The 21,776-nt window shown below is 70.0% G+C and carries 22 protein-coding genes; 14 read left to right on the top strand and 8 right to left on the bottom strand.

Annotation, left to right across the window (positions count from 1 at the left end; translation table 11 throughout):
- Window positions 1-6 precede the first annotated feature (6 nt).
- From ACPCHZ_RS13700 to ACPCHZ_RS13690, 3 genes are all read left to right on the top strand, one after another.
- Complete coding sequence (locus ACPCHZ_RS13700; protein WP_423485215.1) at window positions 7-873, top strand: SHOCT domain-containing protein; 867 nt, start codon at window positions 7-9, stop codon at window positions 871-873.
- Between the two features lie 70 nt (window positions 874-943).
- Entirely contained in the window at window positions 944-1,798 is an 855-nt protein-coding gene (locus ACPCHZ_RS13695) for a mycofactocin-coupled SDR family oxidoreductase (protein WP_264011039.1), read from the top strand.
- A 70-nt stretch (window positions 1,799-1,868) separates the two neighbouring features.
- The gene (locus ACPCHZ_RS13690; RefSeq protein ID WP_423485214.1) at window positions 1,869-2,696 is read left to right on the top strand and encodes a DUF5995 family protein; all 828 of its coding nucleotides are present in this window, start codon (window positions 1,869-1,871) and stop codon (window positions 2,694-2,696) included.
- 9 nt (window positions 2,697-2,705) lie between these two features.
- Here the strand turns inward: ACPCHZ_RS13690 and rocD are convergent, their stop codons facing one another.
- Together rocD and ddaH are read right to left on the bottom strand one after the other, a co-directional pair.
- On the bottom strand, window positions 2,706-3,950 hold the full coding sequence (gene rocD, locus ACPCHZ_RS13685; RefSeq protein ID WP_423485213.1) for an ornithine--oxo-acid transaminase: 1,245 nt from the start codon (window positions 3,948-3,950) through the stop codon (window positions 2,706-2,708).
- Complete coding sequence (gene ddaH / locus ACPCHZ_RS13680; protein ID WP_423485212.1) at window positions 3,923-4,771, bottom strand: dimethylargininase; 849 nt, start codon at window positions 4,769-4,771, stop codon at window positions 3,923-3,925. The genes rocD and ddaH overlap by 28 nt, the downstream gene beginning before the upstream one ends.
- 113 nt (window positions 4,772-4,884) lie before the next feature.
- Here ddaH and ACPCHZ_RS13675 point away from each other — a divergent pair, with 113 nt between their 5' ends.
- Window positions 4,885-5,352: an Lrp/AsnC family transcriptional regulator gene (locus ACPCHZ_RS13675; protein ID WP_423485211.1), complete on the top strand. Its 468-nt coding sequence runs from the start codon at window positions 4,885-4,887 to the stop codon at window positions 5,350-5,352.
- A gap of 37 nt (window positions 5,353-5,389) precedes the next feature.
- A complete protein-coding gene (locus ACPCHZ_RS13670) occupies window positions 5,390-6,571 on the top strand; it encodes an NAD(P)/FAD-dependent oxidoreductase (protein ID WP_423485210.1) in 1,182 nt (393 codons plus the stop codon).
- On the opposite strand, the gene ACPCHZ_RS13665 is transcribed toward ACPCHZ_RS13670, so the two are convergent.
- Genes ACPCHZ_RS13665 through mftR form a run of 3 tightly spaced genes read right to left on the bottom strand, consistent with a single transcriptional unit; the run spans window position 6,568 to window position 9,107 of the window.
- Entirely contained in the window at window positions 6,568-7,872 is a 1,305-nt protein-coding gene (locus ACPCHZ_RS13665; protein ID WP_423485209.1) for a VOC family protein, read from the bottom strand. The two genes, ACPCHZ_RS13670 and ACPCHZ_RS13665, sit on opposite strands and share 4 nt — an antisense overlap.
- Window positions 7,872-8,405 (bottom strand): RNA polymerase sigma factor, encoded by a 534-nt coding sequence (locus ACPCHZ_RS13660; RefSeq protein ID WP_423485208.1) that lies wholly within the window; start codon window positions 8,403-8,405, stop codon window positions 7,872-7,874. The genes ACPCHZ_RS13665 and ACPCHZ_RS13660 overlap by 1 nt, the downstream gene beginning before the upstream one ends.
- 42 nt (window positions 8,406-8,447) lie before the next feature.
- The gene (gene mftR, locus ACPCHZ_RS13655; protein ID WP_423485207.1) at window positions 8,448-9,107 is read right to left on the bottom strand and encodes a mycofactocin system transcriptional regulator; all 660 of its coding nucleotides are present in this window, start codon (window positions 9,105-9,107) and stop codon (window positions 8,448-8,450) included.
- Window positions 9,108-9,199: 92 nt separating this feature from the next.
- Between mftR and mftA the strand changes: the two genes are divergently transcribed.
- From mftA to mftG, 7 genes are all read left to right on the top strand, one after another.
- Window positions 9,200-9,295, top strand: a complete 96-nt coding sequence (mftA, locus tag ACPCHZ_RS13650; protein WP_264011047.1) for a mycofactocin precursor MftA — start codon at window positions 9,200-9,202, stop codon at window positions 9,293-9,295.
- Window positions 9,296-9,297: 2 nt separating this feature from the next.
- Entirely contained in the window at window positions 9,298-9,633 is a 336-nt protein-coding gene (gene mftB, locus ACPCHZ_RS13645; protein ID WP_423485206.1) for a mycofactocin biosynthesis chaperone MftB, read from the top strand.
- A complete protein-coding gene (mftC, locus tag ACPCHZ_RS13640; protein WP_423485205.1) occupies window positions 9,630-10,820 on the top strand; it encodes a mycofactocin radical SAM maturase in 1,191 nt (396 codons plus the stop codon). Before mftB ends, mftC begins: the two co-directional genes overlap by 4 nt.
- 3 nt (window positions 10,821-10,823) lie before the next feature.
- Window positions 10,824-12,017, top strand: a complete 1,194-nt coding sequence (gene mftD / locus ACPCHZ_RS13635) for a pre-mycofactocin synthase MftD (RefSeq protein WP_423485204.1) — start codon at window positions 10,824-10,826, stop codon at window positions 12,015-12,017.
- A gap of 84 nt (window positions 12,018-12,101) precedes the next feature.
- A complete protein-coding gene (gene mftE, locus ACPCHZ_RS13630) occupies window positions 12,102-12,893 on the top strand; it encodes a mycofactocin biosynthesis peptidyl-dipeptidase MftE (RefSeq protein WP_423485203.1) in 792 nt (263 codons plus the stop codon).
- Complete coding sequence (gene mftF / locus ACPCHZ_RS13625) at window positions 12,890-14,302, top strand: mycofactocin biosynthesis glycosyltransferase MftF (protein WP_364973732.1); 1,413 nt, start codon at window positions 12,890-12,892, stop codon at window positions 14,300-14,302. Before mftE ends, mftF begins: the two co-directional genes overlap by 4 nt.
- Before the next feature lie 8 nt (window positions 14,303-14,310).
- Entirely contained in the window at window positions 14,311-15,741 is a 1,431-nt protein-coding gene (gene mftG / locus ACPCHZ_RS13620) for a mycofactocin system GMC family oxidoreductase MftG (protein WP_423485202.1), read from the top strand.
- On the opposite strand, the gene ACPCHZ_RS13615 is transcribed toward mftG, so the two are convergent.
- Entirely contained in the window at window positions 15,731-16,396 is a 666-nt protein-coding gene (locus ACPCHZ_RS13615; RefSeq protein WP_423485201.1) for an aspartate/glutamate racemase family protein, read from the bottom strand. The two genes, mftG and ACPCHZ_RS13615, sit on opposite strands and share 11 nt — an antisense overlap.
- Window positions 16,397-16,405: 9 nt before the next feature.
- Complete coding sequence (locus ACPCHZ_RS13610; protein WP_423485200.1) at window positions 16,406-18,034, bottom strand: MFS transporter; 1,629 nt, start codon at window positions 18,032-18,034, stop codon at window positions 16,406-16,408.
- A gap of 91 nt (window positions 18,035-18,125) precedes the next feature.
- On the opposite strand from ACPCHZ_RS13610, the gene ACPCHZ_RS13605 reads away from it, so the two are divergent.
- Complete coding sequence (locus ACPCHZ_RS13605; RefSeq protein ID WP_364972768.1) at window positions 18,126-18,797, top strand: TetR/AcrR family transcriptional regulator; 672 nt, start codon at window positions 18,126-18,128, stop codon at window positions 18,795-18,797.
- Here ACPCHZ_RS13605 and ACPCHZ_RS13600 read toward each other — a convergent pair.
- Window positions 18,763-20,013 carry a cytochrome P450 gene (locus tag ACPCHZ_RS13600; RefSeq protein ID WP_423485199.1) on the bottom strand — a complete coding sequence of 417 codons (1,251 nt, stop codon included), beginning with the start codon at window positions 20,011-20,013 and terminating at the stop codon, window positions 18,763-18,765. The genes ACPCHZ_RS13605 and ACPCHZ_RS13600 overlap by 35 nt on opposite strands.
- 163 nt (window positions 20,014-20,176) lie before the next feature.
- Here ACPCHZ_RS13600 and ACPCHZ_RS13595 point away from each other — a divergent pair, with 163 nt between their 5' ends.
- Window positions 20,177-21,763 (top strand): carboxylesterase/lipase family protein, encoded by a 1,587-nt coding sequence (locus ACPCHZ_RS13595; protein ID WP_423485383.1) that lies wholly within the window; start codon window positions 20,177-20,179, stop codon window positions 21,761-21,763.
- The last annotated feature ends 13 nt before the right edge of the window (window positions 21,764-21,776 follow it).

Genomic DNA, 21,776 nt, shown 5'->3' with positions numbered 1-21,776 from the left:
TGGCAGATGTTGTGGCGGTACATCAAAGCTCAGGTGATGGTCCTGCTGTGCGGCGGCCTGGTCGGTCCGATCTTCCTCGGTGTGTACTTCGCGATGGGCCGTAGCGAGCTCATTGCATGGATGTTCTGGGCCGGCCTGCTGATCACCGTCGTGGACGTCCTGGTCGCGTTGGCGTTGGCGTCCTGGAACGCCCAGCGTGCGGCGAAGACGCAGGCGCTCGAGGCGGGCGGTGTGCTGGCGCTGGCCCAGATCACCGGTATCCACGACACCAACACCCGGATCAACGAGCAACCGCTGGTCAAGCTCGACCTGCAGATCTCGGGACCGGGACTGACACCGTTCGCCAGCCAGGACCGGGTGGTCGCGTCGATCGGCCGGTTGCCGATGATCACCAACCGCAAGCTGGCCGTGCTGGTCGACCCGGCCACCAATGAGTACCAGATCGACTGGGACAGAAGCAGTCTGATCGGTGGGCTGATGCCGGCGACGTTCACCGTGGCCGAGGACAATCGCACCTACGACCTCACCGGTCAGGCAGCACCGCTGATGGAGATCCTGCAGATCCTCAAGGCGCACAACATCGGCATGAACAACATGATCGACCTGCGCTCGAATCCGGCCGCCCGCCAACAGGTGCAGGACATCGTCCGGCGGGCCGCCAGCCAGGCGCCCGCGGCGGCGCCGCCGCACACGCCGGCCACCATGTCCGCCGCGCCCACACCGTCGGCATCCGCGTCGCCTGCAGCGGCGATGGCCCCTCCGCAGCAGTCGACGGCCGCTCGCCTGCAGGAACTCGAGACGCTGCGCGCCATGGGGTCGATCTCCGAGGACGAGTACGCCGCCAAGCGCCAGGCGATCATCGCCGACCTCTGAGTCCGGCGGTACCTAGAACACGTTCCAGTTCGGCTGTTAGCCTGAGCGCGTATTCGCGAAAGGAGCAGCGGTGACTGCATCGGGTGGACCCCTGGACGGGCGAGTGGCCTTCATCACCGGAGCCGCCCGGGGACAGGGCCGGGCGCACGCGGTCCGGCTGGCCGCTGACGGCGCCGACATCATCGCGATCGACATCTGCGCGCCGGTCTCCGACACGATCACCTACCCGCCGGCCACCTCGGAGGAGCTGGCGGAGACGGTGCGCGCGGTCGAGTCCACCGGCCGCAAGGTCCTCGCTCGCGAGGTCGACATCCGTGATCTGTCCGCCCTGCAGCAGGTGGTCGCCGACGGTGTCGAACAGTTCGGCCGGCTCGACATCCTGGTGGCCAACGCCGGTGTGCTCAGTTGGGGGCGGCTGTGGGAGATGTCGGAAGAGCAGTGGCACACCGTCATCGACGTCAACCTCAACGGCACCTGGAAGACCATTCGGGCGGCGCTGCCCGCGATGATCGAGGCGGGCAACGGCGGGTCGGTCATCATCGTCAGCTCGTCGGCCGGTCTGAAGGCGACGCCCGGCAACGGGCACTACTCCGCGTCCAAGCACGGACTCACCGCGCTGACCAACGGCCTCGCGCTGGAGGCGGGCGAGTTCGGCATCCGGGTCAACTCGATCCACCCATACTCCATCGACACGCCGATGGTCGAGCGCGACGCGATGATGGAGGTGTTCGGCAAGCACCCGAGCTTCCTGCACAGCTTCGCCCCGATGCCGCTGCACCCGGTCAACCACGAGGGCAAGAAGGGTCTGCAGGAATTCATGTCACCCGACGAGGTCGCCGACGTGGTGGCCTGGCTCGCGGGCGACGGATCGGCGACGTTGTCGGGCAGTCAGATCGCCGTCGACCGCGGCGTGATGAAGTACTGACTCACCGGCTGCCGAGGTGAGGTAGCCGGGTACGCGCGCCGACGGCGGCGGGCGGCCCTACGGTTCGGTCATGACCCCAGCGGTGCCTGCCCCGATCGTCGATGTCGAGACCATCCGGGACGTCGTGGACGCGATCGACTCGGTGATCCTCTGGGCGAGAGGAGCCGAGAGTCGCCTCGGTTACTTCGCGGCGCTGTACAAGCGGATCACCATCGCCGTGCAGACCGCGCTCGCGGACGGTGCGTTCGAGGATCCCGATCGAATGGAACGATTCGACGTGGCGTTCGCGCAGCGCTACTTCGACGCACTCAACGGCCATTTCCACCCCGACCGTCATCGGAGGCCGACCCGCTCGTGGCAGCTGACCTTCGACGCGGCGCAACGCGACGATCCGATCATCGTGGCGCACATGTTCGGTGGGGTGAACGCGCACATCGACCTCGACCTCGGCATCGTCGTCCAGCAGATCACCGGCGGGCGGGTGGCCGAGCTCGGCGCCGACTACCAGACGATCAACGCGGTGCTCGCCAGCCAGATCGCAGGCACCATCGAACGGCTCAACGAACTCTCACCGGCGCTGGCCGACGTGTACGCGGTGCTGAGAGATCACGAGGTCTTCGTCGTCAACGAGGTGATCCGCGGCTACCGCGACAGCGCATGGCGGTTCGCCACCCGGCTCGCGTGGCAGCCGAACATCGTCCGGCCGATCAGCGTCCGGCTCCGGGATCACAAGGTGGCCGGCCAGGGCGCGGCGATCTACGACCCGCCGAGTCTCACCGGAGTCCTGGCCTCGGCGGTGCGGGCCGTCGCCGCCCGTGAGAGCCGGGACGTCGCGCACAACATCGAGGCGCTCGACCGCATCGCGTCGTCCGCGATGCCGATCGCCACGGCGCTCTGACGTCCCGGGTCAGGCCGTCAGTACCGCGGCGAACTGGTCGACTGCCCAATGGATCTCGTCGGCCGTGATCACCAGTGGGGGAGCGAATCTCAGCGTCGAGCCGTGCGTGTCCTTGACCAGCACGCCGCGCTGCGCGAGCCGAAGGCTGATCTGCTCGCCGCTGCCCACAGCCGGATCGACGTCGACGCCTGCCCACAGGCCCAGCCCGCGCACCTCGACGACACCGTGGCCGATGAGCCCACGCAGCCGCTCGTGCAGCACACGGCCGAGTTGCGCCGAGCGTTCCTGGTACTCGCCGCGCTCGAGAATCGCCACCACGGTGCTGCCGATAGCCGCGGCCAGCGGATTGCCGCCGAACGTCGAACCGTGCTCTCCGGGATGCAGCACGCCGAGCACATCGCGGTCGGCGACCACCGCCGACAGCGGCACCACGCCACCGCCGAGCGCCTTGCCGAGCAGGTAGACGTCCGGCCGCACATCCCAGTGATCACAGGCGAACGTGCGGCCGGTGCGGGCCAGCCCGGACTGGATCTCGTCGGCGATCAGCAGTACGTCGCGGTCGGTGCAGATCCGCCGAGCACGCGGCAGGTAGTCCGGAGGCGGGACGACGATGCCCGCCTCACCCTGGATCGGCTCGAGCAGCACCGCGACGGTGTGGTCGTCGATCGCGGCGGCCAGCGCATCGGCGTCACCGAACGGCACCGAACGGAATCCCGGTGTGTACGGGCCGAATCCGCGGCGGGCGGTCTCGTCGTCGGAGAAGCTGATGATCGTCGTGGTGCGTCCGTGGAAATTGTTGGCGGCCACCACGATGTTGCCCAGGCCCGCGGGGACGCCCTTGACGTCGGTGCCCCACTTGCGGGACACCTTGAGCGCACTCTCGACGGCCTCGGCGCCGCTGTTCATCGGCAGCACCATGTCCTTGCCGCACATCGCGGCCAGCGCGGCGCAGAACGGACCGAGCCGGTCGGAGTGGAAGGCCCGGCTCACCAGGGTCACCGCGTCGAGCTGCGCGTGCGCGGTGGCGATCACCTCCGGGTGGCGATGCCCGAAGTTCACCGCCGAGTACGCCGCCAGGCAGTCGAGGTGGCGACGGCCCTCGACGTCGGTGATCCAGGCGCCCTCCGCATGTGCGGCGACCACCGGCAGCGGTGCGTAGTTGTGGGTGACATGGCGGTCGTCGAGGGCGATGGCGCGCTCGGTCTCCGTCTCGAAGTCCACGATCGTCACGGGTGTACCTCCAATGTGCAGCATTTGACCGAGCCGCCGCCCTTGAGCAGTTCGGAGAGGTCGACGCCGACCGGCCGGAAGCCGGCGTCGCTGAGCTGTCCGGCGAAGCCGGTGGCACCGGCGGGCAGCACCACGTTGAGTCCGTCGGACACGGCGTTCAGGCCGAGGGCGAAGGCGTCGGCGGTGGCCACCTCGATCGCGTCGGGGAAGACCTCGAGCAGGTGCGCCCGCGATGCGTCGGCGAACGCCGGCGGATAGAAGGCCACCGTGGTGTCGTCGAGCACCGCGAGTGCGGTGTCGAGATGGTAGAACCGCGGATCGACGAGTTCGAGGCTCAGGACCGGCACGTCGAGGATCGCCGCGATCTCGTCGTGCGCCCGCCGGTCGGTGCGAAACCCGTATCCCGCCAACATCATCGGGCCCACCATCAGCAGGTCGCCCTGGCCCTCGTTGACGTGGCGGGTGTGCACCGGTGCGAAGCCGCGCTCCCGCAGCCAGTCGGCGTAGGCGCCCGACTCGGCGGCGCGCTGCGGGTGGGCGAACCGGGCCACGACCGCGGTGTCGCCGATCACCACCGCGCCGTTGGCGGCGTAGACCATGTCGGGAAGGCCGGGGCGGGCGTCGACGAGATCGACGGTGTGACCAAGGCTTTCGTAGGTCCGGCGCAGGGTGTCCCACTGGGCGACGGCGACAGCGGTGTCGACCGGAACGCTGGTGTCCATCCAGGGGTTGATGGCGTACTCGACGGCGAAGTGCGTGGGCGCCGTCATGGCGTAGTGGCGGGTTCTGGCGATTCGTGCCGCGGTGGGTGCGGTGACCGGGGCGTCGGCGGCGGACAACGTCATGAATCGACGATATAAGCCCGCCATGATGCAAACAATCGCTGGCTCTTGCTTGTATACCGACGATCTGTTGCGCTGAGGCTAGGATGACAGCAATTCATTGCGTGGAGGTGATCGTGGAACGTCTGGACAGCACCGACGAGCGGATCCTGGCCGAGCTGGCCGAGCACGCCAGGGCGACGTTCGCCGAGATCGGGCAGCGGGTCAGTCTGTCGGCGCCCGCGGTGAAGCGGCGGGTCGACCGGATGATCGACGACGGGGTGATCCGCGGGTTCACCACCGTCGTGGACCGCAGCGCGCTCGGTTGGAACACCGAAGCGTTCGTACAGGTGTTCTGCCACGGCACAATTGCGCCCGACGAACTGCGGGCCGCGTGGGTCGACATCCCCGAGGTGGTCAGCGCGGCCACCGTCACCGGCACCGCCGACGCCATCCTGCACGTGCTGGCGCGCGACATGCGACACCTGGAACAGGCGCTGGAACGCATCCGGGCCAGTGCGGACATCGAGCGCAGCGAGAGCATCGTGGTGCTGTCGAACCTGATCGACCGCGCCGCTCCGGAGGTGTCCGAAGGCACAGGGTGACGTGCATGTGGCGGGCGTCATCGTGTAGAACTCCCACGTGAGCACTTCAGGGGGCATCGTCATCGTCGGCGGCGGCCTGGCGGCCGCGCGCACCGCCGAGCAGCTACGGCGTTCGCAGTTCAGCGGGGCGGTGTCCATCGTCAGCGACGAGGACCATCTGCCGTACGACCGGCCGCCGCTGTCGAAGGAAGTACTCCGCAGCGAGACCGACGACGTCACGCTCAAGCCGGCCGAGTTCTACGACGAGAACGACATCACCATGTTGCTGGGCGCCGGGGCGAAGTCCGTCGACACCGCCGCCAGGACGCTGACGCTGACCGACGGGCGCGAGATCGGCTACGACGAGCTGGTGATCGCGACCGGTCTGGTGCCCAAGCGCATCCCGTCGTTCCCCGATCTGGCGGGCATCCACGTGCTGCGCAACTTCAACGAGAGCCTCGCCCTGCGCGAGGCGGCCGGATCCGCACGGCGCGCGGTGGTGGTCGGCGCCGGCTTCATCGGCTGCGAGGTCGCGGCCAGCCTGCGGAGCCTGGGTGTCGAGGTGACGCTGGTCGAGCCGCAGCCCGCGCCGCTGGCCAACGTGCTCGGCGAGCAGATCGGCGAGCTGGTCGCCCGCGTGCACCGCGCCGAGGGCGTCGACGTGCGGTGCGGTGTCGGGGTGTCGGAGGTCGTCGGCACCGACAAGGTCGAGAAGGTGGTGCTCGCCGACGGCGCCGAGGTCGAGGCCGACCTGGTGGTCGTCGGCATCGGCTCCACCCCGGCCGTGGGCTGGCTCGAGGGCAGCGGCATCGAACTGGACAACGGCGTCGTCTGCGACTCCCAAGGCCGCAGCAGCGCCCAGAACGTGTGGGCCATCGGCGACGTGGCTTCTTGGCGAGACACCGTGGGTCAGCAAGTGCGCGTGGAACATTGGAGCAACGTGGCCGACCAGGCGCGGGTGCTCGTGCCCGCGATGCTCGGGCAGGATGTGCCGCAGGTGGTCAGCGTCCCGTACTTCTGGAGCGACCAGTACGACGTGAAGATCCAGTGCCTCGGCGAGCCCGAGGCCGACGACATCGTGCACGTCGTCGAGGACGACGGCCGCAAGTTCCTGGCGTTCTACGAGCGCGACGGTGTGGTGGCGGGTGTGGTCGGCGGCGGGATGCCCGGCAAGGTGATGAAGACCAGGGCCAAGATCGCCAACGGCGCCCCGATCGCCGACGTCCTGCCCAAGTCCTAGAACTCGCCGAGGTAGAAGCGGCCGCCCTGGTCGTCGGTGCACTGCGCGGTGACGCCGTAGGGCTGCCGCGCAGGCTGGTCGAGCACGGTGCCGCCGGCCTCGGTGACCCGCTGCACGGCGGCGTCGACGTCGGCGACCGTCCACATCGGCACGGTGGTCGCGGTGCTGTTTCCTCCGGCCATCCCCGACATCGGGTGCGCCCCCATGACGCCCCAGCCGTCGGCGACGCGGCCCCGCTCGAAGGTCCAGAACAGCACCCGGCTGTAGAACGACTTGAACGCCGCTGAATCCTCCACCTCGTAGGTGATGTACGAGAGTTCGCCCGGCCCACCGCCGTTGAGCTCGGGCCGGGGATCGTCGGGCGCAGGCTGGTACACCGCGAACTCCATGCCCGAGGCGTCGGTGGCGCCGAGCACCGCACCGAAGTCGAACTGCTGCACCTCGTCGACGCTTCCGCCGCCGTCGAGGATCGACTGCCGCGCTCCTGCGAGGTCGGTGACGGCATAGCAGCAGAACAGCGTGTTGCGGTTGCCGACGGAGAAGATGCCGATGCGCTGGCCGGTGTTGGTGACCCGGTGGGTCGCCGGGTCGTAGGCCCAGCCCAGCACGTGGCTGTAGAAGGCGGCCGCGCGGTCGGCGTCCGGCGTCCACAACGAGACGAACCCGACGTCACCGTGCCGGATCGGCGTGGCGCCACCGGTCAGCGGCCCGGACAGCATCCACCGGTGGCCGAACGGGTCGACGATCGCCGCCCCGCGGGCGCCGTGGTCCTCGTAGACCTCCTGCTGCACCTGCGCGCCGCGGCTGCGGGCCCGCTCGAGTGCGGCGTCGGTGTCGGTCACCTGCAGCATCAGGCTCACCGAGACCGATTGCGGCGCAGGCGCTCTGAGCCCCAGCTCCGGATACTCGTCGGCGAGGTAGAGCACACCCCCCGCAAGGGCGAGCTCGGCATGGCCGATGCGGCCGTCGTCCATCACGATCGGCTCGCCGACCACGGTCGCGCCCAGCGCGTCCACGTACCAGTCGATGGCCGCGCGCGCGTCGACCACGGCGAGGTACGGCAGGGCCGCGGGCCGGGGCGATGCCGCGGCGGCCGCCGGTGCGGCGCTGGTTTCGCTGAGTTCGGCGATTGCGGTGTCGGTTCCACTCATGACAACTCCTTCGGTTCGGTCGGGTTGAGCCGCGAACAGCGACGCCGCCGATTCCAGGCGGGCGCGCAGCCGGGCCGCGAACTCCGGATCGGGGGCCACGGGAACGTCGTCGCCGCGCAGCGCGGACAACGGATCGTGATCGTTGTTCATCACGAAGTCCCTCCTTCCCGTTCCGGATATTGCGTGCGGAACGCCCTGCGGGCCCGCACCAGAAGCGCCTCGGTGGCGTGCACCGTACGGCCGATCAGCTCGGCACACTCGGGTACCGAGCAGTCGTCGAGGTAGCGCAGCGCCAGCACGGTCCGATGGTGTTCGGGCAGCCTGGCGAGCACACTCTCGGCGACGATCCGGTCGAGTTCGGCGTCCCAGTCGTCTCTCGCGTCGACGACTTCCGGCAGCTCGGCGACCGGCACGCTGAACCGGTCATGCCGGCGGCGGTAGTGATCGGCGAGCTTGTGCCGCGCCACCCCGATCAACCACGGCACCGAGATCGCCGGTGGAACATCCTTGCGGGCCGCGTCCATGGCGGCCAGGAAGGTCTCCGACGTCAGGTCCTCGGCGGTGCCGCGGTCGGCGCAGCGCCGGACGAAGTAGCCGTACACGGCCGGCAATGCTTCGTCGTACAGCGCCAGCAGGCGCTGCGGCGCTGGAGCGGGATCTGCCCGCTCGGATGAGGCGCTCACACCCTCAACGTCGCCATCGGCGCCCGTACTCCGACGCCCGGATCACGATTTTTTCCTCGCCGGCCTTCCGGCATCGCGGTCGAGGGCCCGCAGGCCGTCGCTGACCGTGTCGAACGCGGCGTCGAGCGCGTCGGCCAGTGACACCGACTCGTCGGCCAGCCAGTGCTCGTACGCCGACAGCGCGGTGCCCAGCATCGTCCACGCCACGGTCTGCGGGATGAGGTCGGCGGTCTTCACACCGAGCCTGCGGGCCACGAAATCGGCCACCACCGCCCGCCAGCCGCCGTACATCGTCATCGAATGTGCCTGCAGCGCATCGGTCTGCAGGATGACGCGCATGCGCTGCCGGTGCCGCGGCGTCTCCGCCTCGTCGAACCGGTTGAAGGCCAGCAGCGCTGCGCGCAGCGAGTCGCCGATCGGCACCTGCGGGTCGGCGGCGTCCAGCAGGGCGCGCATCCGGTCCAGGTGCGCGCCGAAGTCGCCCCACGGGATGGCGTTCTTGGACGGGTAGTAGCGGAACAGGGTGCGCCGGGCGATGCCTGCCGCCGCGGCGACGTCGTCGACGCTGACCTCGTCGAAGCCGCGGGCGGCGAAGAGATCGAGCGCGACGTCGGTGATGTGGTCACCCGTGGTGGAGCGGCGCCTGCCCACGCCGCGCTTGACGTCGCCGGCCTGGGGGAGGGGCGCCGAATGGTCCCGCATCCGACCCACCCTTCCATTTCGGCACTCGATGCCATATTCTTGCGATCTCGGTCACACCTGTCGAGAACCAGTCCACACGAAAGGCGGCGGTAATGGAACCGAATCAGAACGTCGAAGCCGACACCGAGCTCGTCACAGAGACCCTCGTCGAAGAGGTCTCCATCGACGGGATGTGCGGGGTCTACTGATCATGACGACGGCTGCGGGTCCCCGCACGGGCACGTACTCCGGTCCGGCGCCCGCCCCGGGGTTCGATCCGGACGTGGCGTGGCGGCTGCACCACCAGGTGGCGGTGCGGCCGGAGTCGTTCGGGGCGCTGCTGTACCACTTCGGCACCCGCAAGCTGTCGTTCCTCAAGAACCGGACGATCGTCGAGGTGGTCACGTCGCTCGACGACCACCCCGACATCCGATCCGCCTGCCGCGCAGCCGGAATCGACGATGCGCAGCAGGCGCCCTACCTGCACGCCCTTGGCGTGCTGGCCCAGTCCAAGATGCTCGTGACCCGGGAGGGCCAGACACCGTGACATCCACAGTTCCCGTTCCGCGTCTCATCGAGCAGTTCGAGCACGGCCTGGACGCGCCGATCTGCCTGACCTGGGAGCTCACCTACGCCTGCAACCTCTCGTGCGTGCACTGCCTGTCGTCGTCGGGCAAGCGCGACCCGCGCGAGCTGTCCACCCGGCAGTGCATGGACATCATCGACGAACTCGAACGCATGCAGGTGTTCTACGTCAACATCGGCGGCGGCGAACCGACTGTGCGACCGGACTTCTGGGAGCTGGTCGACTACGCGACCGCCCACCACGTCGGGGTGAAGTTCTCCACCAACGGGGTGCGCATCACCCCGGAGGTGGCCGCCAAGCTGGCCGCCAGCGACTACGTCGACGTGCAGATCTCGCTCGACGGCGCCACCGCGGAGGTCAACGACGCGGTGCGCGGCAAGGGCTCCTTCGCGATGGCGGTGCGCGCGCTGGAGAACCTCGCGGCCGCCGGCTTCTCCGACGCCAAGATCTCGGTGGTGGTGACCCGCCACAACGTCGACCAGCTCGACGACTTCAAGGCGCTGGCCGACCGCTACGGCGCCACCCTGCGCATCACCCGCCTGCGTCCGTCCGGTCGCGGGGCCGACGTCTGGGACGAGCTCCACCCCACCGCCGAGCAGCAGGTACAGCTCTACGACTGGCTGGTCGCCAAGGGCGAGCGGGTGCTCACCGGTGACTCCTTCTTCCACCTGTCCGGGCTCGGTGAGCCGGGCGCGCTGGCAGGGCTCAACCTGTGCGGCGCGGGCCGGGTGGTGTGCCTGATCGATCCGATCGGCGACGTCTACGCCTGCCCGTTCGCGATCCACGACAAGTTCCTGGCCGGAAACATCCTGTCCGACGGCGGATTCGACAGCGTCTGGAAGAATGCGCCGCTGTTCCGCGAACTGCGCGAGCCGCAGTCGGCGGGCGCCTGCTCGGGCTGTGCACACTACGACGGCTGCCGTGGCGGCTGCATGGCCGCCAAGTTCTTCACCGGCCTTCCGCTCGACGGCCCCGACCCGGAGTGTGTGCAGGGCTTCGGTGCGCCCGCGCTGGCCCAGGAGCGGGTCAAGCCGCGGCCCAGCGGCGACCACTCCCGAGGCACCCGTCAGGTGTCCGGTCAGGGCCCGATACCGCTCAAACTGCTGACCAAGCCGCCCGCCCGGCTGTGTAACGAAAGTCCGGTGTAAGCCATGGCCCGCGACACCTGGTTCGAAACGGTCGCCATCGCCCAGCAGCGCGCGAAGAAGCGCCTGCCGAAGTCCGCGTATTCCTCGCTGATCTCGGCGAGCGAGAAGGGCGTGTCGGTCTCCGACAACGTCGAGGCCTTCTCCGAGCTCGGCTTCGCTCCGCACGTCATCGGCGCCACCGAGAAGCGTGACATGGCGACAACGGTGATGGGACAGGACATCTCGATGCCGGTCGTCATCTCGCCGACCGGTGTCCAGGCGATCGACCCGGACGGCGAGGTCGCCGTGGCGCGCGCCGCCGCGGCTCGGGGCACGGCGATGGGGCTGTCGTCCTTCGCCAGCAAGCCGATGGAGGAGGTCGTCGCGGTCAACGACAAGATCTTCTTCCAGATCTACTGGCTGGGCAGCCGCGACGAGATCGCCGAGCGGGTGCAGCGCGCCAAGGACGCCGGCGCGGTCGGGTTGATCGCCACCACGGACTGGAGCTTCTCGCACGGCCGCGACTGGGGTAGTCCCAAGATCCCGGAGCGGATGGACCTGCGCACCATGCTGCGGATGTCACCCGAGGTGATCACCAAGCCGCGGTGGCTGTGGAGTTTCGGCAAGGGCCTGCGGCCTCCGGACCTGCGGGTACCCAATCAGGGCAGGCGCGGCGAGGCCGGTCCCACGTTCTTCGAGGCCTACGGGCAGTGGATGGGCACACCACCTCCCACCTGGGACGACATCGCCTGGCTGCGTGAGCAGTGGGGTGGCCCGTTCCTGCTCAAGGGCATGGTGCGCGTCGACGACGCCAAACGCGCGGTGGATGCGGGTGTTTCGGCGATCACGGTGTCCAACCACGGCGGCAACAACCTGGACGGCACGCCCGCGGCGATCCGCTGCCTGCCTGCCATCGCCGACGCCGTCGGCGATCAGGTCGAGGTTTTGCTGGACGGCGGGATCCGGCGTGGGAGCGACGTGGTGAAGGCCGTCGCCCTCGGGGCCAGGGCCGTGATGATCGGCCGGGCCTATCTATGGGGTCTGGCGGCCAACGGGCAGGCGGGTGTGGAGAACGTGCTCGACATCCTGCGCGGGGGGATCGACTCGGCGTTGATGGCGCTCGGCAAATCCTCGATCCACGATCTGACACCCGAGGACATCCTGATCCCGGCCGGCTTCACCCGGGCACTCGGCGTCTCCGCTGGTAACGACGCCTGACGCGGGCCCGCTGCCGGCCGCTGCGCCGCTGTGACAGGGGTGGCCTGAGAGGCTCACGGGGTGGGCACATCCGCGCCGGGCAAAATGATTGTGAAATCAATTGCTGCGCATACGCCAACAATCGGCGCACACCAGGTTAATTCGGCCTACCATCGGCGGGTGGCTTCCCCCAGCGAGCTTGGGAACTCAACGTCGAGGCGGCTGCAGCACACGTCCCCGGCGTTGATCGTCCCGATCGGTTCCATCGAGCAGCACGGACCCCATTTGCCGCTGGACACCGACACCCGGATCGCCACCGCGGTGGCCGCAGGCGTAACCGAGCAACTCCGGACGGCCGGGGGGCAGTGGCTGCAGGCGCCGGCTCTCGGCTACGGGGCGAGCGGGGAGCACGAGGGGTTTGCCGGCACCGTGTCGATCGGCACTTCGGCGTTGCGGCTGCTGCTGGTGGAGTTCGGCCGGTCGGCGGCGAGATGGGCGTCGCGCCTCGTGTTCGTCAACGGGCACGGCGGTAACACGGAGGCGCTGTCGGCCGCGGTCGCTCTGCTCCGCTACGAGGGTCGCGACGTCGCCTGGTGCCCGTGCAGCGCCGAGGGCGCCGATGCACACGCAGGCCACACCGAAACGTCGGTACTACTCCATCTTTCGCCGAGCGACGTGCGCGTCGACGAGCTCGTCCCCGGCAACACCGCGCCGCTCGCAGAATTGCTGCCCGCCATGCGCAACGGGGGGATGGCCGCCGTCAGCGAGGTCGGGGTGCTCGGCGACCCCACGACGGCGACGGCGACCGAGGGCGCCAGGATCTTCGCCGAGATGATCGACGGCTGCGCCGAACGGGTGCTGCGGTGGCAGCCCGACCGGGACGGGCGGCTGAGGTGACCGGTCCGCGGCTTCCCGACGGCTTCGCGGTCCAGGTGGACCGGCGCGTCAAGGTGCTCGGCGAGGGCTCCGCCCTGCTCGGCGGCTCGCCTACCAGACTCCTTCGGTTGGCCCCGACGGCGCAGACGATGCTCACCGGCGGCCGCCTCGAGGTGCACGACGCGATCAGCGCACAGCTGGCCCGCACCCTCCTTGACGCGACCGTCGCACATCCGCGGCCGGCCAGCGGACCGTCGCATCGCGACGTCACCGTGGTCGTCCCGGTGCGTGACAACCCATCTGGGTTGCACAGGTTGGTGGCCGCCCTGCGCGGCATGCGTGTCGTCGTCGTCGACGACGGTTCTGCCGTGCCGGTGCAGCAATCCGACTTCGCCGGTATGCACTCCGACGTGCAGGTCATCCGGCATCCCGAATGCCGGGGGCCGTCGGCCGCACGCAACACCGGCCTGGTGGCGAGCGGCACCGATTTCGTCGCGTTCCTCGACTCCGACGTGGTCCCGCGCCGCGGATGGCTGGAGGCGCTGCTCGGCCACTTCTGCGATCCGGCGGTGGCCCTCGTCGCTCCCCGCATCGTCGGCCTGCGCCAGCCCGACAACGTGGTCGCCCGGTACGAGGCGGTGCGTTCGTCGCTCGACCTCGGGCTGCGCGAGGCGCCGGTGGTGCCGTACGGGGCGGTGTCCTACGTTCCCAGTGCCGCCATCATCTGCCGCCGGGCGGTGCTGACGGAGCTCGGCGGCTTCGACGAGACGATGCGCTCGGGAGAAGACGTCGACCTGTGCTGGCGGATGGTCGAGGCCGGCGCCCGCCTGCGCTACGAGCCGATCGCGCTGGTGGGCCACGATCATCGCACGCATATTCGGGACTGGTTCTCCCGCAAGGCATTCTACGGCGAGTCGGCGGCGCCGCTCTCGGTGCGCCATCCCGGCAAGACCGCTCCGCTGGTGATCTCCGGCTGGAGTCTGGCGGCCTGGCTGCTGCTGGCGATGGGTTCCTACGCCGGCTTCCTGGCCTCGCTGTTGGTCGCCGGTGTCACCGGCCGCCGGGTCGCGAACTCACTGCGTCCCGTGCACACCGAACCGGGGGAGGTCGCCGCGGTCGCCGCGCACGGGCTGTGGGCCGCCGCCCTGCAACTGGCATCGGCGATCTGCCGGCACTACTGGCCGGTGGCGCTGGTCGCGGCGCTGCTGTCGCAGCGGTGCAGACAGGCGGTGCTGGTGGCAGCGGTGGTGGACGGCGTTGCGGACTGGCTGGCCCGCAAGGGCAATGCCGACGACGACACCAGACCGGTGGGGTTGCTGACATACCTGCTGCTCAAGCGGCTCGACGACATCGCCTACGGGCTGGGGTTGTGGACCGGGGTGTTCCGCGAGCGGCACGCCGGCGCGCTGAAGCCGCAGATCCGGACCTGATCGCCGCCTTGCACAGCGACGTCCTGATCGTCGGCGCCGGCAGCGCCGGATCCATTCTCGCCGAGCGTCTTTCCGTCGAACCACGATGCCGGGTCACAGTGGTGGAGGCTGGACCGGGCCCCACCGACCCGCGGGTGCGGGCCCAGATCAGCGACGGGCTGCGGCTGCCGATCGGTGCGGCGAGTTCGGTGGTGCGGCACTTCTCGACCACGCTCACCGACCGGCCGCCACGCCAGGCGTCGATCATGCGCGGCGCGGTGGTGGGTGGGTCCGGTGCGGTGAACGGTGGCTACTTCTGCCGGGGGCTGCCTGGCGACTTCGCCGACTGGGCACAACCGGGCTGGACCTGGAACGACGTCCTCCCACACTTCGTGGCGATCGAGAACGACATCGACGAGGCCGGTCCGCTGCACGGGTCGACGGGTCCGATCGTGGTACGCCGGGTCCGTGAATTCGACGGCTGCACGGCGTCATTCGTGAATGCCGCCCTCGACGCCGGCTACACCTGGGTCGATGACCTGAACGGCGCGACACCGGATGCGCCGTCGCCGCGAGGCGTGGGGGCCGTACCACTCAACATCCACGGCGGCACCCGGGTGGGACCGGGCGGCGCCTTCCTGCAACCCGCTCTCGGCCGGGCCAACCTCACGCTGCTGGCCGACACCCGGGTACTGCGTCTCGATCTCGCGGCGGGACGGGTGGTCGGGGTGCGGTGCCGCGGACCGGCCGGTGACGAACTGCTCACCGCCGACCGGGTGGTGCTGTGCGCAGGCGCCATCGGCACCGCGCAACTGCTGATGCTCTCCGGCGTGGGTCCGCCTGAGGTTCTCGAGCCACTGGGCATCCCCGTGGCCGCCGGCCTGCCCGTCGGCGTCGCGACGGCGGACCACCCGGAATGGGTGCTCCCGGTGGACTGGACGCCGACCCACGACCTTCCCCCGCTGGAGGCGGTGCTCACCACTGAGGACGTCGAGATCCGGCCCTACACAGCGGGATTCGCCGCCATGGTGCACGGCCCGGGTCACGACCCGACCGACCGGCCGCACCTCGGCATAGCGCTGATGAAGCCGCGCTCGCGTGGACGGATCACATTGGCCTCCGACGACCCGTCGGTGGCCCCGGTGATCGAGCACCGCTATGACAGCGAACCGGCCGACGTCTCCGCACTCGCGGCCGGAGCCGAGCTCGCCGCCGAGATCATCGGTAACGCGAGGAGCTCGACGGCCGCCGTGTGGTCGACCTCGCAACACCTGTGCGGATCGGCCAGGATGGGGTCCGACGACGACGCGGTGGCGGTCGTGGACCCGCAGTGCCGGGTGCGCGGCGTCGAGAATCTGTGGGTGGCCGACGGCTCGATCATGCCGGTGATCACCGGCCGCGGCCCGCACGCCACGATCGCGATGATCGGGCACCGGGCTGCGGAGTTCGTCAGCGGGTGACCAGCGGGACGATCGCCTCGGCCAGCAGGGTGGCCGCGGCGACGCCGTCCACGACCGGGACTCCGAGGCGGTGCCGCAGCGGTTCGGCGAAGCGGGCCATCGCCGCGCAGCCCAGCACGATGGACCGGCTGCCGTCGCCGGCGAGCGCGGCCGCGCACAGGTCACCGATCGGTCCGATCGTCGACGGATCGGAATCGATGCGCAGCACCGGAATGTCGCACGCGTGAACGCCCGAACACGCGGACGGAGTGTAGGCCTTCGCCAGTTGCCATGCCCTCGGCACGGTGGCCGACATCGACGTCACCACCGAGAAGCTGCCTGCCGCAAGGGCTGCCGCGTGCATCGCGGCCTGGGCGATGCCCAGCACCGGGGCGGCGAGCATCCGGCGGGCCTCGTCCAGGCCGGGATCGCCGAAGCAGGCCACCACGTACGCGTCCGGCCGGTCCCCGGCGGATCGGCGCTCTGCCTGGCGAAGCAAGTCGAGAAGGCCCGGCACGCAACGACGTTCGTCGTCGTCGTTCTCTATGCTGACAGGGCCGGCCTGCGGGTTGACCGCCTCGACGACGGTGCCCGGTCGCGCGACCGCAGCGGCGCCCGCGGCGATGGCGTGGGTCATCGACGCAGTGGTGTTCGGATTGGCGAGCAGCAGGCGCACGCCGCCAGATTAGTCGTGCCGGGCCGGCGGCACAGCGCGCAGGCGTGCGATACGGCGGGCGCGCGGCATCGACGCGAGCCGGCGCAGGTACCGCGACTGCCTGCCGTCGCGCCCGGGCGACCAGACCGCCACGAACACCGCCGCGACGGTCACCGCCACCGCAAGCACCAGCAGTGAGCCGTCCATCGCCTGCAGGAAGGCGCGGTTGGCTTCGGCGGCGAGCTGGGCGCCCTGCGGTCCCATGCGTTCGGCGACCTCGAGCGCCTGGGCCAGCGAGTCGAGCGCGGGCCCACGGACGGCCTCGGGTAGCGCGGCGACGGCGGGGGCGAGCACATTGCTGTACTGCGCGGCGAGCACCGAGCCTGCCGCGGCGATGCCGAGGGCCGCGCCGACCTCGCGGGTGGTGTCGTTGACCGCGGACGCCACCCCCTGTTTCTCGTCGGGCGCCGCGCCCATGATCGCCGACGTCGTCGGCGCCGTGCACAGCCCGATGCCGGCGCTGACGATCATCAACGGCCAGGCCAGATCCCAGTAGGACGACTCGACGTCGAGGATGCGCATGCACGCCAAGCCCCCCGCGATGAGAAGGAGACCCACGGTCACCGAGAGCCGCAAGCCGATGCGGGGGAGGTACAGCGGTGTGAGCGCGCTGAGGATCAGCACCGGGACGGCCAGTGGCGTGAGCGCGAAGGCGGTCTGCAAGGGGTTGTACCCGAGTACCAGTTGCATGTACTGCATCACCAGGAAGAAGAAGCCGAAGTTCGCGAAGAACAGGAAGGTGACGCCGAGTGAGCCGGTGGCGAAATCCGGTCGCCGGAACAGCCGTACGTCCAGGAGCGGATGCGTCAGCCGGAGCTGGAGTGCGGCGAACGCCGCGGTGAGCCCCAGGCCGGCGCCGACACATCCCCACACCACCGGACTGGACCATCCACGGGCGGGCGCCTCGATGACACCGAAGACGAAGACCGCGACCGCCGCGGCGACGAGCACTCCGCCCGCCCAGTCGACGGGCGCACCCGACTCGTCACGCGAGGACGTGATGGTCAGCGTCAGCCCGAAGAGGACGACGGCCACGAGCGCGAATGCCCAGAAGATGGACTGCCACGAGAAGAAGTGCAGCAGGCCGCCGGTGCCGAGGAACCCGATGATGGCGCCGGACCCGCAGACACCGGCCCAGATGCCGACGGCCTTGTTGCGCTCGGCTTTCGGGAAGCCCGCGGTCAGCAGCGAGAGCGTCGCGGGCATGATCAGAGCGGCTCCCGCTCCCGCGACCGCCCGCGCGATGATGATCTGCAGCGGGGCGTCGAAGAACACCGGCGCCACCGAGGCGAAACCGAACACCGCCAGCCCGGCCAGCAGGGCACCCCGGCGGCCGTAACGGTCCCCGACGGCGCCCGCGGGCAGCAGCAGGCAGGCCAGCACCAGGGTGTAGCCGTCGACCACCCAGGTGAGCTGGGTCTGACTCGCGGCGGTGTTGACGGCGATGTCGGGCATGGCCGCGTTGAGCGCGACCATCGACGAGATCACCAGCAGCACGTCCAGGCACGCCACCGCGAGCAACCATGTCCTGGTGCGCGCCGACACGTCGCCCAGCCGCGCATCGGTAGGCTGACCGGGCCGGGCGAGAGTGTCGACCATGGACCTCTCCTTCCGGAAGAGTGACTTTTGAGACTAACGGTCTTGGAGCGAGACCGACAGTCTTGTACCCACGCGGAAGGTGGTGTAAACGGTGGCAGGCGGTAGTACCGATCCGCGACCGGCGCGTTCCCGAGCCGCACTGCTGGAGGCCGCGACCACGCTGCTGCGCTCGGGTGGTCCGAGTGCGGTGACCATCGACGCGGTCACCCGCACCGCCAACGTCGCGCGCGCCACCCTCTACCGCCACTTCTCCAGTGCCAACGACCTTCTCGCCGCAGCGTTCGTGAGCCTGCTGCAGCCCGCGCCGATGCCGCCCGCCGAGGGCGAACTGCGCGACAAGCTGATGGCCGTGGTCGTCGGCTGGGCAGACGCGATCGCCGAGGTGCCCACGACGCTGGCCGCGATGACGTGGCTGGCGTCGGGTCCCGACCTCGGGCCGTGGGCCGAGGTGCGCGAATCGGGTGCGGTCGACAGCGACGGAACGGCCGTCGCCACGCTGCGCGAGCGCATCATGGCGCTGTACACGTTGCCGTTCGACGCGATCTTCGACAGCCCGCAGGCGCGCGAAGAGCTGGTGGAGGTCGACCGGATCGGGGCCATCGCCCTGCTCATCGGGCCGCTGATCCTCGGCCGGCTGAGCACGCTGGCCGACTTCGACTTCCGCGGCTGCGCCGAGGCGGCCGTCGACGGCTTCCTGGCCACCCACGCCAGGACGGCCGACGGGGGAGTCAGCGCAGCGCGTACCGGATCGGCAGGTGCTTGAGGCCGCCCACGAAGGTGGTGGCCGTCAGCTCCGCGGGGCCGGCCGACTCGATCGACTCGAGTCGCGGGATCAGTTCGGTGAACAGGCTGTTCATCTCCATCCGGGCCAGCGCGGCGCCGAGACAGAAGTGCACACCGTAGCCGAACGCCAGATGCTTGTTCGGCTCGCGGCCGACGTCGAACCGGAACGGCTCGTCGAAGATCTCCTCGTCCCGGTTGCCGGAAACGTATGCGAGATAGACTGATTCGCCCTTGGCGATCGGCACACCGCGTACCTCGGTGTCCTCGGCGGCAGTGCGCATGAACTCCTTGACCGGCGTTGACCAGCGGATCATCTCCTCGACGGCGGTCGGCATCAGCTCCGGGTTCCGGCGCAACCGGTCCAGCTCGCCGGGATTCTCGATCAGTGCGTGCAGTCCGCCGGAGATGGCGTCCTTGGTCGTGTCGTGTCCCGCGCTGGCGACGATGACGTAGTAGGAGGCGGTGTCCATGTCGCCCAGCGGCTCACCGTCGATGCGGCCGTTGGCGATCGCGGAGGCGAGATCGGCCGTCGGGGCGGCCCGGCGCGATGCGGTCAGCGTCGAGAAGTAGTTGAAGAAGTCCGCCAGCACCGCCAGCATGTCCTCGGGGCTCTTGCCCCGCTGGAACTCCTCGTCGTCGCCGCCGAACATCTCCTGGGTGAGCATGTGCATGCGGCCGTAGTCCTCCTCGGGCAGGCCGAGCAGCGACATGATCACGTACAGCGGGAACTGCACGGCGATGTCGGTGACGAAGTCGCACTCCGGCCCGATGTCGCGCATCTGGTCGACGTAGCGCTTGGCCAGTTCGTCGACGCGGATCTTCAACGCGCGCATCGCCTTCGGGCGGAACCAGTCGGCGCCGATCGACCGGACCTTGCGGTGGTGTGGGTCGTCCATGTGGATCAGGGTGCGCAGGCCGATGCCGGCCTCCATCTGCGCCTTGAACATGTCGTCGGCTTCCGCGGTGGCCAGTAGTGGCCGCGGCTCGGACAGGAACAGGTCGTTGGCCCGCTCGATCGCCATGATGTCGGCGTGCTTGGTGATCGCCCAGAACGGCCGGTACGGCGGGTTGTCCACCCATGCCACCGGGTTGTTCGCCCGCAGGTCGGCCAGCGCCGCATGAAGCCGGGCATCGTCGGCGTATGCGGCCGGATCGGCCAGCACCTTCGCGGCGTCATCCATCGTCGGCGTGCTCATCCGCGCTCCTCTTCGTCTTGACGGGTGTCCATAACTCAGCTTATGTGACGCGGGCCACGCTGGGAAGGAATGCGCCACGGGTCGATGCGCGGGGGTCTTCTGCCGTCCCTCGGTAGGCTCCGCAATCGTGCCCCCATCGCTTCGCCTGTCGCGGCGGGCTCTGATGCGGGCCGCCTGCCTCGCCCTGGTGCCGGTCCTGACGCTCGCGGGCTGCGGCCGCGGGGACGACCGGGCTGCCACGTCGCCGCCGGCCGCGGCGACCCAGGGCGACCCCGCGGAGGTGCAGACGCTCACCGGACGGGTACGCGGCGAGGTGGCCGCCGGCCACCGGGAGTTCTCCGGGATCCCGTACGCCGCGCCGCCGACCGGCCGGCTCCGCTTCCGACCGCCTGCGCCGCCCGAGCCGTGGGCTGACGTGCACGACGCCACCCACCCGGGTCCCCGCTGCATCCAGAACCCCAGCGCCGACCTGGAATTCGGCAGGCAGACCGACGAGGACTGCCTGACGCTGAACGTCTGGACGCCGCCGGTGTCGGCCGAGCCCAAGCCGGTGATGGTGTGGATCCACGGCGGCGCCTTCGTCAACGGCAGCGGCAGTGTCTACAACGGCAGCTGGTTGGCCTCGCGCGGTGACATCGTGGTGGTGACGGTGAACTACCGGCTCGGCACCCTGGGCTTCCTGGCCCACCCCGCGCTGGGGCCGGCAGGCGACGTCGGCAACTACGGGCTCGCCGATCAGCAGGCCGCGCTGCGATGGGTGCGCGACAACATCAGCCGATTCGGCGGCGACCCCGGCAGGGTCACCGTGGCCGGCGAGTCGGCGGGCGGCATGTCGGTCTGTGACCATCTCGTCGCCCCCCGCTCGGCGGACCTGTTCCGGGCGGCGATCGTCATGAGCGCCCCGTGTCAGGTGCAGGCCGACCTGCCCACCGCCGAACGCGCCAGCCTCGACTACGCGGCGGGCGCCGGCTGCCCCGACCCGGGTACCGCCGCCCGGTGCCTGCGCGACCTGCCGGTCGACGAACTCCGCGAGCCGGTCTGGTACACCGGCATCGGCGAGGACCGGCTGACCGGTCCGGTCACCGGGACACAGGTGCTGCCGGTGGACCCCGTGCCGACGATCGCCGACGGCCGGGCGCTCGAGGTGCCCGTGCTGATCGGCACCACCCGCGACGAGTTCACCCTGTTCGTCGCGCTGCAGTATCTGCGGGGCGTCCGCTATCCCGGCACCGAATACCCTGCGCTGCTTCGAGATACGTTCGGCGAAGACGCCGCCGCGGTGGCCGCACGGTATCCGCTCGCCGACTATCCCGACGCGGCACTGGCGTACTCGGCGGCCGTCACCGACGGGGCGTTCGCCTGCGTGGCCGACCGGATGGCCGACGGCCTGACCCGCAGCGGACCCGTGTACGGCTACGAGTTCAACGACCGCGACGCGCCCGCCCCCGAGCCGCTGCGGACGCTGCCGTTCAAGGTCGGCGCCAGCCATTCCCTGGAGCTGCGCTACCTCTTCGACGTCGGCGGTGCGCCCCCGCTGTCGGCCGACCAGCGCCGGCTGTCCGACCAGATGATCGACTACTGGAGCCGCTTCGTGACCACCGGCGAACCCGACGCGGTGGGCCAGCCCGACTGGCCCGCCCTCGACGGGATCGCCGACCCGGCACGGATGTCGTTGCAGCCCGGAGGCAGCCAGATGGTCGACACCTTCGACGCCGAACACCAGTGCCCGTTCTGGGCCGGAATCGAATAGCGCGGGAGGCGGA

Origin of the sequence: Mycobacterium sp. NPDC050041 (assembly GCF_049541695.1) — a bacterium.
GTDB lineage: Bacteria > Actinomycetota > Actinomycetes > Mycobacteriales > Mycobacteriaceae > Mycobacterium.
This window is presented reverse-complemented; position numbering and strand designations above follow the sequence as displayed.